The organism is Stenotrophomonas sp. YJH_SMC_43 (assembly GCF_059372535.1).
This window is the reverse complement of the sequence record NZ_JCAFVQ010000002.1, coordinates 529,749-543,662: the sequence shown is the minus strand read 5'-3', so window position 1 is coordinate 543,662 and position 13,914 is coordinate 529,749. Positions and strand designations below refer to the sequence as shown.

The following is a 13,914-nucleotide window of genomic DNA, read 5'->3' as shown; positions in this document are numbered from 1 at the left end:
GGCTGCACCCGGACAAAAGGGCAGCCGAGCAAGGCTCGGCTCTACAGAGGCCGTTTACCAGTCCAGCTGCTTCGGCAACAGGCCCTGCAGCTCCTGCTCGGTCAGGTTGCGCCACTGGCCCGGCTTCAACGCGCCGATCTTGATGTTGTCGATGCGCACGCGGCGCAGCTGGGTCACGCGATAGCCGAATTCGGCGGCCATCAGGCGGATCTGCCGGTTCAGGCCCTGCTGCAGGGTGATGCGGAAACCGAACTTGGCGATGCGCGAGGTCTTGCACGGCAACGTCATCTGGTCGTGGATGCGCACACCGCGCGCCATGCCGCGCAGGAACTCATCGGTAACCGGCTTGTTGACCGCCACCAGGTACTCCTTCTGGTGGCCGTTCTCGGCACGCAGGATCTGGTTGACGATGTCGCCGTTGCTGGTCATCAGGATCAGGCCTTCGGATTCCTTGTCCAGGCGCCCGATCGGGAAGATGCGCTGCTCGTGGCCGACGAAATCGACGATGTTGCCCTTGACCGAGGTTTCGGTCGTGCAGGTGACACCCACCGGCTTGTTCAGCGCAATGTAGACATGGCGGCGGGCGCCGGGCTTGCGGGCCACGCGCGCGCGCAGTGGCTGGCCGTCGACCAGCACCTGATCTTCGTCGCCCACCACCGCGCCAGTGCCGGCCGGATGGCCGTTGACGGTGACCCGGCGGGCGGCGATCAGGCGATCGGCCTCGCGGCGGGAGCAGAAGCCGGTGTCGGCGATATGTTTGTTGAGTCGGGTGGTCATCGGCCTATTATCCGGCATCGCCGCCCGCAGCGCTTCATGCCAGGCCGGGCGGATCGAGCTCTTCACCGTCGAACACCCGGTTGCGGCCGGCGCGCTTGGCCACGTACATGGCATGGTCGGCCCGCCGCAACAGCCCGGCCAGATCGTCCTCGCCAGGCCGCCACTGCGCCAGGCCGATGCTGGCGGTCACTTCCAGCCCCGGCACCTGCAGGGCCTGCCCGGCCTCGGTGATGCGCTGGCGCAGGCGGTCCAGCCGCGCCGATGCCGCCTCGCGCGGCATGCCGGGCATCAGCAGCAGGAACTCCTCGCCGCCCATCCGCACCACTTCGTCCTGGCTGCGCACCGCAGCGCGCAGCGCGCGTGCCACCGCCACCAGTACCTGGTCGCCCACGGCATGGCCGTGGCGGTCGTTGATGTCCTTGAACAGGTCGATGTCGAGGAAGCCGATCACCAGCGGGCCACGCTCACGGTCGACCTGTGCCAGGTGACGGGCCAGCTGCTGCAGGCCGGCGCGGCGATTCGGCAGTCCGGTCAGGCCGTCGGTTTCGGCCAGCTGACGCAGTTCATCGCGCTGCTGGCGCAGTCGGCCCAGCCGCTGGTTCATGGCATAGGCGGCCATCATCAGCAGCCAGGTCACCGCCAGCTGCAGTGCTTCGACCCGGTACTCCAACAACCATTCCGCACGGCAGGCATCGGCGATGATCAGGACCAGCATGGGTGCCAATGCGGCCAGTCCTGCCTGCGACCAACGGTTGCCACGCCAACGTGCCCATACGCCCATCAGCAACGCCAGGCCACACCCCAGCAGATAGGACACCTGCAGGCCCTGCGCGACCCAGGTCAGCTGTTCCCAGCGCAGCCACGGCACCAGGACGGCCAGCGCCACCAGGCCCCACAGCACGGTCGCCTGCAGCGGCCGCGACCGTGGCCATACGCGGTCACCGCCGTTCAGCCGCCACAGTGCCGGCAGTACCAGCGCCTGCGTGGCGGCGGTCAGCGAGAGCAGCCACCAGGCCCCACGCTCCCCCACCGGCAGCCACGGTTCCGGGTAGCCGCTGAGGCCACCGAGGATCGCCTGCCACAGCACCAGTACCGTGGTGCCGGCGACGTAAACCAGGAAGCTGCGATCGCGCGTGGTCAGGAAGGCCATCAACGCCGACAGCGCCAGTGCGATCGCCACGGCGATGCAGGCAGCACGCATCAGCAGGCGGGCGGTGTCGTTCTGCTGCACCGGGCTGGGCGCGCCCAGCCGCAGGGTCGGTACCCAACGTGTCTTCAGCGGTGTCTGCCAGGAAACCAGGAACGGCTCATGGCTGCCGGCCGGCGGTACGGCCACCAGGCCGATGCCTGCACGGAAGCGCGAATCACGGGTGCGGGCGTCGTGCATGTTGCCGCAGATTTCGCGGTCACCGTGCTGTACCCGCACTTCGCCGGCAAAGACATTGAACACGTCCAGCGCCTGTGGCTGGCCCGACCAGCCTTCCTGCGGAGCCGTCACCAGCACCTGCTGGCGCGGGCCCGACAGCATGTGCGGCGTGCACGCACGATGCGGGGTGGGCTCATCGGTGGCGCCACCGACCAGCAGGTAATCGCGCCCCGATTCCACCGCTGCGGCCTGCAGCGGCCACGGCGTCGCCAACCACGCCAGCAGTACGACCAGCACCGCTCCCGTTCCGTACTGCCACTGCCTGCCGCCCACGCCACATCCTGTTGTTGCTTACGCCCGCGCCCACTGCGCGTCGCCCCTGGCCGGCATTATCGCAGCCGGACGTACGCCGCACGTGTAGACCAAAGTCGCCGCCACGCCGTTCAGCCAGCCCCCGGCGGCCCCTTCACCGCGACCAGCCGCACCGGGCGCAGATCGGCCAGGGTCAGCCGCTCCAGCGGCTGCGGGCGTTCGATGGCATAGCCCTGCAGGCCCTGCACGCCAAGCCGGGTCAGCGCACCGGCAACCTCGGCGGTCTCCACCCACTCGGCCACCACTTCCATCTGCAGCTCGCGCCCGAGCTCGCTGATCGCGCGAACTGTGGCGTGGCTGACTGGATCAGTATCCATGTCCCGCACGAAGGCGCCGTCGATCTTCAGGATGTCCGCAGGCAACTGGCGCAGATAGCCGAAAGAAGACAGGCCGGAGCCGAAGTCATCCAGTGCCATCCGGCAGCCCCGCGCCTTGACCGCATCGATGAAAGCACGGGCCTGGGTGAGGTTGCTGATCGCCGCAGTCTCGGTGATCTCGAAGCACAGCTTGGAGGCCAGCGCGCGGTTGCGCTCGAGCAGGTCGCAGACGAAGGCGAGGAAGCCGGGCTCGGCGATCGACTGCGCCGAGACGTTGACGTTGCACAGGCCCAGCTGGCGCACGTGTGCCGGGCACACCTGCAGGTGGCGGAACAGCAGCCCGAGCACGTGACGATCCAGCGCCACCGCCATGCCATAGCGCTCCACTGCCGGCATGAACTGTCCGGGCAGGTGCAGGCTGCCGTCGGTACCGCGCATGCGCACCAGCACTTCGTAGTGCAGGTAGGTCGGATCGCCCACGCGGGCGATGCGTTGCGCATACAGCAGCATGCGGTTCTCGGCCATCGCCAGGCTGACGCCCTGCAACCGCTCGGCTTCCCGGCGGCGCTCCTCCAGCGCCATGCGGTTCTCATTGAAACAGTGCACCCGGTTGCGACCGGCCTGCTTGGCGGCATAGCAGGCGCTGTCGGCAGCACTCATGAGCCAGTTCGCATCGGGGGCGTCGGCGCTGACTTCAACCACACCGATGCTGCAGCTCAGCTGCGGGCTGCCCTCGCTGATCGGGAACGTGGCCTGGCCCAGGTTGCGGATCACCCGCTGCAGCACCCGCTTGGCCTCGTCCTGCCCGGCATGGGCGAGGAACACGGCGAACTCATCGGCGCCCAGGCGGCCGACCCAGTCACCGTCACGCACTGCAGCCACCAGATAGTCGGCGAAACTGCGCAGCATCTGGTCACCGGCGGCGTGGCCGAAGCTGTCGTTGACCAGCTTGAAGTGGTCCAGGTTGATGTAGCACAGCGCATGCGTGCCGCCGTCGCTGCGCACCTGCAGCAGCGAACGTTCCAGCAGCCGCTCGATCTCGCGCCGGTTGATCAGGCCGGTCAGCGGATCGTGGCTGGCGTGGTGTTCGATCTCGCGCGCCAGGGCATGGTTCTGGCTGACATCCTCGATGATCGCAAACACCGACAGGCCACCTCCCGCGCTGCGCACGCCGGTGCCACTCCAGCGCCCCCACACCAGGCTGCCATCGCGGCGGCAGAAGCGCAGCTCACTCGGCCGCAGCTGCCGGTCCCAGTCAATGCGGCCGACGCCATCGATGACCAGTTCGCCTTCCATCAGCAGATCACCGAGCGACATCTGCAGCAGCACGTCGCGTCGGTAGTCGAGGATATCGGCCATCGCCTGGTTGGCTTCGATCACCTTGCCGTCGGTGTCGAGCTTGAGCATGCCGACATTGGCCTGGTAGAAGGCCGCACGGAAGCGGCTTTCGTGCTCGGTCAGGTCCTTGCCGACGCGGCGCGCCAGCGCGACGGCCATCAGGCTGATCGCCAGCACCGACAGCCCACCGACCACAAGCGTGGCGATCCGCACCATCGTGGCCATGCGCAGCAACGCCTGGGAAAATGCCTGTGCCTGCACCTGCAACCGCCGGTCCAGATCACGCAGCTGCTGCAGGTACCGGTCGCGGTCCGCCACTGGCAGCGCCCCGTGGGCATGCCCCGACTGCAGCTCGGCGACCAGCCGCTGCACGGCCAACAGGTCATCATCGGTCTGTCGCCACAGCGTGCTTGCTTCCCGGAATGCACCGATGTCGCGTGCATAGCGGAACGAGAACACCAGGCGCGGAATATCGGCGCGCGCGTTGCCGCCCTGCAGGAAGCCCTGCCTGGCCTTCTCCTCGTCCGGTACCGCCTGTTCCAGCGCCAGCCGGGCCTGCAGATCCCCCAACGGAATCCGCAGCGCCTGGCGCGCGTCGTCCAGGTCCTGGGCATCACCGCGCGCCAGATAGCGGCTGAGTGCGGCGGTCGCATCCTGCTGACCACGCGACCAGTAGCCCTGGCCGGCGATCCATGCGGTGGAGGCCGCCTGCAGCTCCTGGATCAAGGCGGACAGCGCGACCAACCCGATCGCCATGCCCGTCAACAACGCAAAGCGCAATCCCAGGCCACGGGTCATCGGCACCCGCCGGCTCTGCTGGTCCGTGCCACTTCTACCCATCCCGGATCCCCCCGAATGTGCTGCGGTGACAACCTCCCTTGGAACCGGCCCAGCCTATGACCGGCAATGTGTGGGCCATGCGAAAAAGGGGACGGAGGGGATTAAGTCGTTTTCGGCATAAGCGCGCGGCCTGCCATTTACGACTTAATCCCCTCCGTCCCCTTTTCCTGTACGCCAGCCCGGAGGCTGGCGTTGATCAGGACGGCTGCGGGTGCGGCTTAGAAGCTGCGCGGGCCGCGCGGCTTGAAGCCGTCACGACGCGGTGGGCGGCTGTCGCGGTCACCGCCGCGGTCGCCGCCGTGGCCACCCGGACCACCCGGACCGCCACGACGCGGGCCACCCGGGCCGCCCGGACCACGCTTGTCGAAGCGCGGCTTGAACGGACGCGGGGCCGGGTTGGTATCTTCACCCGGGGCCAGCGCACGCATCTGCAGCTGCTGGCCGGACACCCACACTTTCTGCAGGTGCGACAGCACGTCCGGCGGCATCTGCGCCGGCAGGTCCAGCAGCGAGAAGTCGTCGTGGATGTCGATGCGGCCGATGAAGCGGCTTTCCAGTCCGGCTTCGTTGGCAATGGCGCCGACGATGTTGGCCGGCTTCACGCCATGCTGATGGCCCACCGAAATGCGGTAGGTCTCCATGCCCTGCTCCGGTGCACCACGCGGCGGAACCTCGCGGCGCGGACGCTGCTCGAAACCACCTTCGGCGTCGTCACGACGCGGGCCACGCTCGAAGCGCGGACCACGCTCGTTGCGGTCGAATCGATCGCCACGCTCCGGACGGTCGCCACGGTCGAAGCGCTCGCGCGGCGCGCGCTCTTCACGCGGGGCGCGCACCGGCGGCTGCAGCAGGAACGGGGTGTCACCCTGCAGCAGCTTTGCCAGCGCGGCGGCGATCTCGATGGCGGGCACGTTCTGCTCGTTCTCGAAGCGCTCCAGCAGCTGGCGGTAGAAGTCCAGGCCACCGGCGCCGAGGGTTTCGCTGATGCGCGAGGTGAACTTGTTGATGCGGGTGTCGTTGACCGCCTCCACGCTCGGCAGCTGCATCTCTTCGATCGGCTGGCGGGTAGCGCGCTCGATCTGGCGCAGCATGCCCTTCTCGCGCGGGGTGGCGAACAGGATCGCCTCACCGCTGCGGCCGGCACGGCCGGTACGGCCGATGCGGTGCACGTAGCTTTCGGTGTCGTACGGGATGTCGTAGTTCAGCACGTGGCTGATGCGCTCCACGTCCAGGCCGCGCGCGGCCACGTCGGTGGCGACCAGGATGTCCAGCTTGCCTTCCTTCAGCATGGCGATGGTGCGCTCACGCTGGGCCTGTTGCATGTCACCGTTGATGGCGGCAGCGGCCAGGCCACGGGCCTGCAGCTTGCCGGCCAGTTCTTCGGTGCCGGCCTTGGTACGCGCGAAGATGATCATCGCGTCGAACGGCTCGACTTCCAGGATGCGGGTCAGCGCGTCCAGCTTGTGCATGCCGCTCACCCACCAGTAACGCTGGCGGATGTTGGCCGAGGTGGTGGTCTTGGCCGCGATGGTCACTTCCACCGGGTCCTGCAGGTAGGTCTGCGCGATGCGGCGGATCTGCGGCGGCATGGTGGCCGAGAACAGGGCCACCTGGCGCTGCTCCGGCAGCTTCTTCAGCACGGCTTCGACGTCGTCGATGAAGCCCATGCGCAGCATTTCATCAGCTTCGTCCAGCACCAGGGTCTTCAGCTCGGACAGGTCCAGGGTGCTGCGGTCCAGGTGGTCGATCACGCGGCCGGGGGTACCGACCACGATGTGCACGCCACGGCGCAGGGCCGACAGCTGCTGGCCGTACGGCTGGCCGCCGTACACCGGCAGCACGCGGAAGCCCGGGATCTTCGACGAATAGGACTGGAACGCCTCGGCAACCTGGATGGCCAGCTCGCGGGTCGGTGCCAGGATCAGGGCCTGCGGCTTGATCTGCTGCAGGTCGATGTTGGACAGTACCGGCAGCGCGAACGCGGCGGTCTTGCCGGTGCCGGTCTGGGCCTGGCCCAGCACGTCACGGCCTTCCAGCATCGCCGGGATGGTGGCGGCCTGGATCGGCGACGGGGTTTCGTAGCCGATGGCGGTGACCGCCTGCATCACGGGCTCGGACAGGCCGAGCTGCGCAAACTGCAGCGGCGCTTGGGAATCTTGGGACATGGGGAACTCCGAAGACACTGCCGTCTTCCTGGCAGTGCGATAAAAAAGGTGATGGTCCGCGCTTTGGGCGCCCTTCTTATCGCGTGCCCTGGCGCTGCTCGGTTGGAGGAGATTTCACTCGCTCAGAGCGGAATCATACCGCATTGATCCTGAACAAGGTGTACAGCTTGCCATGCGCGTGTCGTCATGCCCCGTGCTGGCGCACAATACGCGCCCTCTTCCCCGGCCCGGCCGCTGGCCCGCGCCCCTTCCCAGGAAACCCGCTCCATGCAGATTCTCGAATTCGACCTCGACGGTGACTACGTCGAACTCAAGCAGTTGCTGAAGCTGGCCGACCTGGTCACCAGCGGCGGCGAAGCCAAGATGGTCATCGGTGACGGCCAGGTGCGGGTCGATGGCGAAGTCGAACTGCGCAAGGCCTGCAAGATCCGCGCAGGCCAGGTGGTCGAATTCGCCGACAGCCAGATCCGGGTGCTGGCTGCCGGCTGATCTGAAGCTGTTCAGGCCACGCGCTGGGTCAGGTGCGAGGCAATCAGCTGCCTGAACGGTGCTACGCCCTGCGCCAGGCGCAGGCCGGCCGCCCGCAGCAGGCGCGCCGGACGGCGATCGTCGGTGTACAGGCTGGCGATCGCATTGGTGGCCTCGTACAGCGGCCGCGACGCCAGCCGGTGACCGCGCTGGTAGCTGGCCAGCATGCCGGCCGCGGCAATGTCGGCACCGCGACGCTGCTGGTTGACGATGCCCTGCGCCAGCCGCTGTGCGCTGGCCAGTCCCAGGTTGAAGCCATGCGCGGTGACCGGGTGCATGCCGACTGCGGCATCGCCGATCAGTGCCGAACGCCCGCCGACAAAGCGGTGCGCGTACACACCTACCAGCGGATACGCCTGCGGCGTGGCCACCGGCTGCATGCGGCCCAGGCGATGTTCGAAGCAACCGCTGATGGCCTCACCGAAGGCCACCTCATCCATTGCCAGCAGTTCTTCAATCTGCCGCGGCGGCAGCGTGATCACCGCCGACGCCTGGCCCTCGTTGAGCGGCAGCAGCGCCATCGTGCGGCCGTAGCCGAACCATTCCCAGGCAGTGTGGTGATGGTCGCGCTCGACCTGCATGCGGCACACCAGCATCGACTTGCCGAAGTCGCGCATCTGCGCACCGATGCCGAGCATGCGGCGGGTGGCGGAGAAGCGGCTGTCAGCGGCCACCAGCAGCCGCGCATGCAATTGGCTGCCGTCATCGAGTTTGACCACATGGCCCTGTGCATCGGCCTGCACGCCCTGCACCTTGCGCCCGTCGAACAGCTCCAGGCCGTCCTGGCCCTGCACGGCATCCCATGCAGCACGGCGGATCAGATGATTGGGCACCAGCCAGCCCAGCGGCTGGCCGTCGACCTGGCTGCTGGCGAAGGTCAGCGCGAACGGCGAGCCACCATTCATCACCTTGGCATCGCGCAGTTCAGCGACTTCGGCGTGCGGCAGGCGCTGCCATAACCCCAGCTGCTCCATGCTCTGCCGCGAGGCATGGGTCAGCGCGATCTCGCGGCCATCGAAGGCGGCTTCGGCCAAGGCTTGGCGCGGCTGCACTTCGACCAGCCCGACCTGCAGCCCGCTGCCGGCCAGCGCGCGCGCGAAGCACAGGCCTGCCGGTCCGGCGCCGACCACCACCACGTCCATCCTGCGCATGCGCGCCTCCTGCCGTTGATTCAGTCCGGGCCAGCATAGCGCCACACACCTGACCGGCCTTGATCTGGATCAGGCCCGGGTCACAACAACGCGAACACCAGCGCCAGGATCGACAGCAGCGACACCAGCCACACCAGGCTGCGCACGTAGGGCACGCCTGCGGCATACAGCGGCAAGTAGGCCACGCGCGCCCAGAAGTAGGCCTGCGCGGCCAGCGCGGTGGTGTCGTTGCCGCGCCCAGCCACGACCACTGCGATCGCGGCGGCGGCGAAGAACGGGAAGGTTTCCAGGAAGTTGGCCTGGGCCCGCTGCAGGCGACCGGCCAGCGGGCTGACCGGCTTCGCTTCGCCATCTCGCGCCGAAGCATTCCACTTCATCCCGCGCTCGCGGGTGACCACGGTGGAGGTGGCGAAAATGTAGACAAAGCCCAGCAGCACCGACCAGGCCAGCATCGTCAGTTCAGTTGCCATCATGCATCTCCTCAGGGTGCCGACGCACGCAGGCTGTAACCGGCCAGGCGCCACACCTGGTCCTCGTCGAAACGGAACGAGACCAGCTCGCGCACCGGCTGCGCGCTGTTGGCGAAACGGGTCGGGAAGCTGACGTTGATGTACAACCCTTCCGGCACCGCAGCGCCGGCGCTGTACTTGACCCGGGTAATGGTCGGCTGGCCGCGGCCGGCCAACGCACCCAGGCGCGAGCGCTCGCTGGTCAACTGGCTGACGAAGGCGGCCTTCGGTACCGCACGTCGCGCGACGGCCGAAGCGCCGTCCCACAATTCGCCTGCGCGGTTGGCATCCACCAGCTGCGCCGCCTTCACTGCGGCCGCACCCATTTCCGCGTCCTGTTTCTGCACCTGCGCCTGCTGCGCGGCGGTCAACACCGGAGCGTCGGCGGTAGCCGGTTTTGCAGCCGCTGGCGAGGCCGGTGCCGGGCGCGCGGGTGCCGGGGCGGGCGTGGCCGGCGCAGGTGCCTGCGCCAATGCGGTCAGGGGCAGCAGGGACAGCAGCAGGAGCACGCGCTTCATGGACACCGCCGGTTCTCGGGAAAGAACCGCAGTCTACGCCAGCGCGGTGAGCTGTTCGTCAGCGCGCGTTGGCGCTGCCTTCCACCGTGGCGGCATCGGCCTGCGCGGCAGGCGTGCCGGAATCTGCCGGCGCCTGTTCGGCCACCGGCGGCGGCTCCGACGGTGCCGGCGGCAGCGTTGCCACGTCGATCTCCGACAGCGGGCTTTCTTCCGGGCACACTGCATCCGGGAAACCGAAGCGCTGCTTCAGTGCCTGGCCGCAGCTGTTGATCGATTCCATGTCGGCGCCTTCGCGCTTGCACTGCTGGTCGAAGGCGATCAGGAACGCGTCCTTGCGCTGCACGAAATCATCGCCGCAGGCCCGCATCTGCTTGATCCGTTCCAGATCATCCTGCACCGCGTTGGTGCCATCCAGGCCGTACTGGCGCAGCTCGTCCGCGGTCAGCAGGCGCAGGCTGCGGTTGGGCACGGTCATCATCAGATCAGCCACGCCCACCGCCACGCCGTTGCGCTGCAGGTAGTCCTTTACGTTGTCGTAGACCTCGTGCAGCTCGCGGTTGAGTTCTGCGCGCGAGGTGGCCTTGGAGCTGATGCGCATCATGCGGTGGATGCCAACCTTGCCTGACAGCAGGCGGTTGTCACCGGCGGCCAGCACGAACACGCAGGCACTGTGGCAGATCGAGCCTTCGCGCACCCAGATGGTCCAGCCGGATTCACCGATACTGTCACCGGCGACAATCGCCGATTCCACCTGGCCCCCGCTGGAATCCAGGTCGAGGATGCGCTTGTGGATCTTCTGCTGGTCGGCAACCACGGCCAACCGCCACATCATCTCGGCGAAGCCCGGGTTGATCTTGCCGGCGTAGCGCACGCGCATCAGGCCACGTTCGGCGCAGGGCGCCAGCGCCTGGCTGATCTGCTCGCGCTGCAGGCCTTCCAGCTCGACACCGTCGCCCGCGTCACCGGCATATTCGGTGCTGCAGCTGACCCACGCACGCCCGTTCTCCAGCTGCGCCTGCGGCCACGGCCGATCCGCCCGGCTGCGCGGCGGCGCCGGCGGCGGTGGCGCATCGGCGGCGTTGATCGACACCATGTTCTCGCCATCACTGGCCGGTGCCCGCGCCGCCTTGTCGGCAGCGGTCACATTGCCCGGATTCTCCAGCTGACTGCAGCCCGCCAGGGCCAGGCACAACAGGGGCAACCAGCGGAGTTTGGCGGACATCGGGCAACCGGATTTCAAGGGAGCAAGGGCCACAGTCTACCCGTCCGGGGCGCGCATTCAGCGCGTGGTACTGAACCCCTTCTGACCCTTGGGAAAGCGTGTCGACCAAGGTCGACACCTACCAGAGCGGGATGCCCTTCCGACAGATCGCAGGAACCTGTCGAAGGCGGGGTGGGTCCGGTTGCGGGAGTGTCCGCGGCATGGATGCCGCGGCCAAGCCCCAAGGACGGGTTTACGGCGTCTCCCGCAACCCGGCCCACCCCGCCTCCCCACAGGAAACCAGCTTCTGCCGTTGCCGTTGCCGTTGCCGGCCAGCGGCCGGCACTACCGCGGGTGCCGGGCACAGCCCGACCTGACGCCCTTCAGCATCCATGTCCGAATGTGGCGAGTATCTCCACCCGTACGCGCCTAGACTGGCGCCATGGAGACCGCCCTCGCCCTCGACACCGCCGCCTGCGACCGCGCCCGCCTGGCCCGCGACGCACGCTTCGACGGCGTGTTCTTCACCGCCGTGCGCAGCACCGGCATCTACTGCCGCCCGGTGTGCCCGGCACCGCCACCGAAGCCGCGCAACATCACCTACTACCCGACCGCCGCTGCGGCCGCCGCCGCCGGCTACCGCCCGTGCCTGCGCTGTCGTCCCGAACTGGCGCCGCAGGCACAGCAGGCATTGGCCGGGCAGACCGTGCAGCGCGCCCTCGCCCTGATCCATAGCGGCTTCCTGCAGGAGCAGCCCGTTGCCGACCTCGCGCAGAAGATCGGCCTCAGCGCGCGCCAGCTGCAGCGCCTGTTCGTTGAACACCTGGGCGCGACGCCGGGGCAGATCCACGCCACCCATCGCCTGCTGCTGGCCAAGCAGCTGCTGACCGAGACCACGCTGCCGGTGACCGATGTTGCGCTGGCCGCCGGCTACAACAGCCTGCGCCGCTTCAATACCGCCTTCCTGCAGGGCTGCGGCATGGCACCGACGGCACTGCGTCGCCAGCATCAGCCGCCGGCCGCCGATGACGGCTGCCTGGTACTGCGCCTGGTGTACCGTCCACCGCTGGATTTCCCGCGCATGCTGGCCTTCCTGCGCAAGCGCAGCCTGCCCGGCATCGAACTGATCGGCGAAGACAGCTACCAGCGCGTGCTCGGCACACCCGAGCGCCCCACCCTGCTGCGCGTCACCGCCGACCCGAAACGCCCGGAACTGCGCCTGCAGCTGGGCGCGGTCGATCCGCGCCTGATCCCCGACATCGTGCGCCGCGTGCGTCGCGTGTTCGATCTGGATGCCGACCTGCAGCAGGTGCATGCCGCGCTGGGCGAGGAACCGCTGCTGGCGCGAGGCATCGCCGAACGTCCCGGTCTGCGCGTGCCCGGTGGCTGGGATGGCTTCGAGGTGGGCGTACGCGCCGTGCTCGGACAGCAGGTCAGCGTGGCCGCGGCCACCACCTTCGCGCGGCGCCTGGTCGATGCCTATGGCGCACACCTGCCGGGCATGCCATCGGAATTCGATCGCCAGTTCCCCGCGCCCGAGGTACTGGCTGAGGCGCCGCTGGAATCGATCGGCCTGCCGCGCACCCGCGCCGCCACCGTGCGTGCGCTGGCCGCTGCCTGCGCCAGCGGCCAGCTCGACTTCGGGCCCGGTCAGGCATTGGAGGAATTCGTTGCGCGCTGCGTGGCACTGCCCGGCATCGGCCCGTGGACCGCGCAGTACATCGCGCTGCGCGGACTTGGCCAGCCCGATGCCTTCCCCGCCGGTGACCTGGTGCTGCAGCAGGTCCTCGGCTACGCCCAAGGCCAGCGCCTGAGCGAGCGTGCGACCGAAGCCCGCTCGCAACCGTGGCGCCCGTGGCGCGCCTATGCCGTGCTGCATCTGTGGCACCTGTCCGGCACCTTCGTTGGAGAACCGACATGACCCTGTTGTTCGATCGTTTCGACAGCCCGATCGGCGTGTTGACCATCGCCGGTGACGAGCGTGGCCTGTCGCATGTGCTGTTCCCGGAAAACCGCCATCCGGCACGCGGCCGCGAAGACTGGCACTACGCCCCGGATGCACTGCCGGAAGCACGCGATCAGCTGCTGCAGTTCCTTCACGGCGAGCGCAACCAGTTCGACCTGCAGCTTGCGCCACGTGGCACCCCGTTCCAGCTGCGCGTGTGGCAGGCGCTGGCGCTGATCCCGTTCGGCCAGACCTGGAGCTACCTGCAGCTGGCGCAGCACCTGGGCCAACCCAGCGCGACCCGCGCGGTGGGTGCGGCCAACGGCCGCAATCCGCTCCCGATCATCCTGCCCTGCCATCGTGTGATCGGCAGCAACGGCGCGCTGACCGGTTTCGGCGGCGGACTGCAAACCAAGGCCGCGCTGTTGCGGCTGGAACAACGCCAGGCACCGCTGTTCGCCTGAGAGTTGCTGGCCGGGCTGCGCCCGGCACCCGCAGAGGCTGGAGCAACTGCAACTGCAACAGCGTGCTACTTGTGGGGAAGCGGGGGTGGGTCCGGTTGCAGGGGACGCTGCAAGTACATCCCTGTAAGCTCGGTCGCCGCTTGCTCGTGTGCGCTGTCCTGCGCACACGGCAAGACCGGGGTTGGGCGTCCTGCCCAACCCGCCCGAGGCATGCCTCGGGCCCATGGCGCTCACGCCCCTGCAACCGGACCCACCCCGCCTTCGACAGGTTCCGGCGATCTGTCCGAACGTCATTCTGCGCAACTGCTGGTAGGTGTCGACCTTGGTCGACACGGTAGATCCACGCCAAGCGTGGATGGAAGCGTCTGTGATCTGTCTGGAGAAGAGCCCCCTTGTTGTTGAAGGGGGCGCGCCGACAGGCGC

11 protein-coding genes are annotated in these 13,914 nt (G+C 68.3%); 3 read left to right on the top strand and 8 right to left on the bottom strand.

Annotated features, from left to right (window positions below):
• Positions 1–54 precede the first annotated feature (54 nt).
• The 4 genes from AC5QAH_RS08810 to AC5QAH_RS08795 all read right to left on the bottom strand — a co-directional run bounded on the left by AC5QAH_RS08810 (position 55) and on the right by AC5QAH_RS08795 (position 7,175).
• Entirely contained in the window at positions 55–777 is a 723-nt protein-coding gene (locus AC5QAH_RS08810) for a pseudouridine synthase (protein ID WP_010486389.1), read from the bottom strand.
• A 34-nt stretch (positions 778–811) separates the two neighbouring features.
• A complete protein-coding gene (locus AC5QAH_RS08805; RefSeq protein ID WP_049455658.1) occupies positions 812–2,476 on the bottom strand; it encodes a sensor domain-containing diguanylate cyclase in 1,665 nt (554 codons plus the stop codon).
• Between the two features lie 110 nt (positions 2,477–2,586).
• Positions 2,587–5,010 carry a putative bifunctional diguanylate cyclase/phosphodiesterase gene (locus AC5QAH_RS08800; protein ID WP_248854480.1) on the bottom strand — a complete coding sequence of 808 codons (2,424 nt, stop codon included), beginning with the start codon at positions 5,008–5,010 and terminating at the stop codon, positions 2,587–2,589.
• 218 nt (positions 5,011–5,228) lie between these two features.
• Positions 5,229–7,175, bottom strand: a complete 1,947-nt coding sequence (locus tag AC5QAH_RS08795; RefSeq protein ID WP_279914420.1) for a DEAD/DEAH box helicase — start codon at positions 7,173–7,175, stop codon at positions 5,229–5,231.
• A gap of 267 nt (positions 7,176–7,442) precedes the next feature.
• On the opposite strand from AC5QAH_RS08795, the gene AC5QAH_RS08790 reads away from it, so the two are divergent.
• A complete protein-coding gene (locus tag AC5QAH_RS08790) occupies positions 7,443–7,664 on the top strand; it encodes an RNA-binding S4 domain-containing protein (RefSeq protein WP_010486399.1) in 222 nt (73 codons plus the stop codon).
• 11 nt (positions 7,665–7,675) lie between these two features.
• Here the strand turns inward: AC5QAH_RS08790 and ubiM are convergent, their stop codons facing one another.
• From ubiM to AC5QAH_RS08770, 4 genes are all read right to left on the bottom strand, one after another.
• Positions 7,676–8,854, bottom strand: coding sequence for a 5-demethoxyubiquinol-8 5-hydroxylase UbiM (ubiM, locus tag AC5QAH_RS08785; protein ID WP_043396543.1), 1,179 nt, complete (start codon positions 8,852–8,854; stop codon positions 7,676–7,678).
• 80 nt (positions 8,855–8,934) lie between these two features.
• Complete coding sequence (locus tag AC5QAH_RS08780) at positions 8,935–9,324, bottom strand: MAPEG family protein (RefSeq protein WP_010486403.1); 390 nt, start codon at positions 9,322–9,324, stop codon at positions 8,935–8,937.
• A gap of 11 nt (positions 9,325–9,335) precedes the next feature.
• Positions 9,336–9,881, bottom strand: coding sequence for a DUF4019 domain-containing protein (locus AC5QAH_RS08775; protein WP_019337602.1), 546 nt, complete (start codon positions 9,879–9,881; stop codon positions 9,336–9,338).
• Positions 9,882–9,939: 58 nt separating this feature from the next.
• Complete coding sequence (locus tag AC5QAH_RS08770; RefSeq protein ID WP_010486407.1) at positions 9,940–11,103, bottom strand: COG3904 family protein; 1,164 nt, start codon at positions 11,101–11,103, stop codon at positions 9,940–9,942.
• 421 nt (positions 11,104–11,524) lie between these two features.
• Between AC5QAH_RS08770 and AC5QAH_RS08765 the strand changes: the two genes are divergently transcribed.
• Together AC5QAH_RS08765 and AC5QAH_RS08760 are read left to right on the top strand one after the other, a co-directional pair.
• On the top strand, positions 11,525–13,003 hold the full coding sequence (locus AC5QAH_RS08765) for a DNA-3-methyladenine glycosylase 2 family protein (protein ID WP_191863959.1): 1,479 nt from the start codon (positions 11,525–11,527) through the stop codon (positions 13,001–13,003).
• Positions 13,000–13,491: a methylated-DNA--[protein]-cysteine S-methyltransferase gene (locus AC5QAH_RS08760; protein WP_049455655.1), complete on the top strand. Its 492-nt coding sequence runs from the start codon at positions 13,000–13,002 to the stop codon at positions 13,489–13,491. The genes AC5QAH_RS08765 and AC5QAH_RS08760 overlap by 4 nt, the downstream gene beginning before the upstream one ends.
• Positions 13,492–13,914 lie beyond the last annotated feature (423 nt).

Excerpts from the sequence above, each read along its gene's own strand:
- AC5QAH_RS08800 (WP_248854480.1), bottom strand. The coding sequence starts at position 5,010 with ATGGGTAGAAGTGGCACGGACCAGCAGAGCCGGCGGGTGCCGATGACC.
- ubiM (WP_043396543.1), bottom strand. The coding sequence starts at position 8,854 with ATGCGCAGGATGGACGTGGTGGTGGTCGGCGCCGGACCGGCAGGCCTG.
- AC5QAH_RS08760 (WP_049455655.1), top strand. The coding sequence starts at position 13,000 with ATGACCCTGTTGTTCGATCGTTTCGACAGCCCGATCGGCGTGTTGACC.
- AC5QAH_RS08810 (WP_010486389.1), bottom strand. The coding sequence starts at position 777 with ATGACCACCCGACTCAACAAACATATCGCCGACACCGGCTTCTGCTCC.
- AC5QAH_RS08775 (WP_019337602.1), bottom strand. The coding sequence starts at position 9,881 with ATGAAGCGCGTGCTCCTGCTGCTGTCCCTGCTGCCCCTGACCGCATTG.
- AC5QAH_RS08790 (WP_010486399.1), top strand. The coding sequence starts at position 7,443 with ATGCAGATTCTCGAATTCGACCTCGACGGTGACTACGTCGAACTCAAG.
- AC5QAH_RS08765 (WP_191863959.1), top strand. The coding sequence starts at position 11,525 with ATGGAGACCGCCCTCGCCCTCGACACCGCCGCCTGCGACCGCGCCCGC.
- AC5QAH_RS08795 (WP_279914420.1), bottom strand. The coding sequence starts at position 7,175 with ATGTCCCAAGATTCCCAAGCGCCGCTGCAGTTTGCGCAGCTCGGCCTG.
- AC5QAH_RS08780 (WP_010486403.1), bottom strand. The coding sequence starts at position 9,324 with ATGGCAACTGAACTGACGATGCTGGCCTGGTCGGTGCTGCTGGGCTTT.
- AC5QAH_RS08770 (WP_010486407.1), bottom strand. The coding sequence starts at position 11,103 with ATGTCCGCCAAACTCCGCTGGTTGCCCCTGTTGTGCCTGGCCCTGGCG.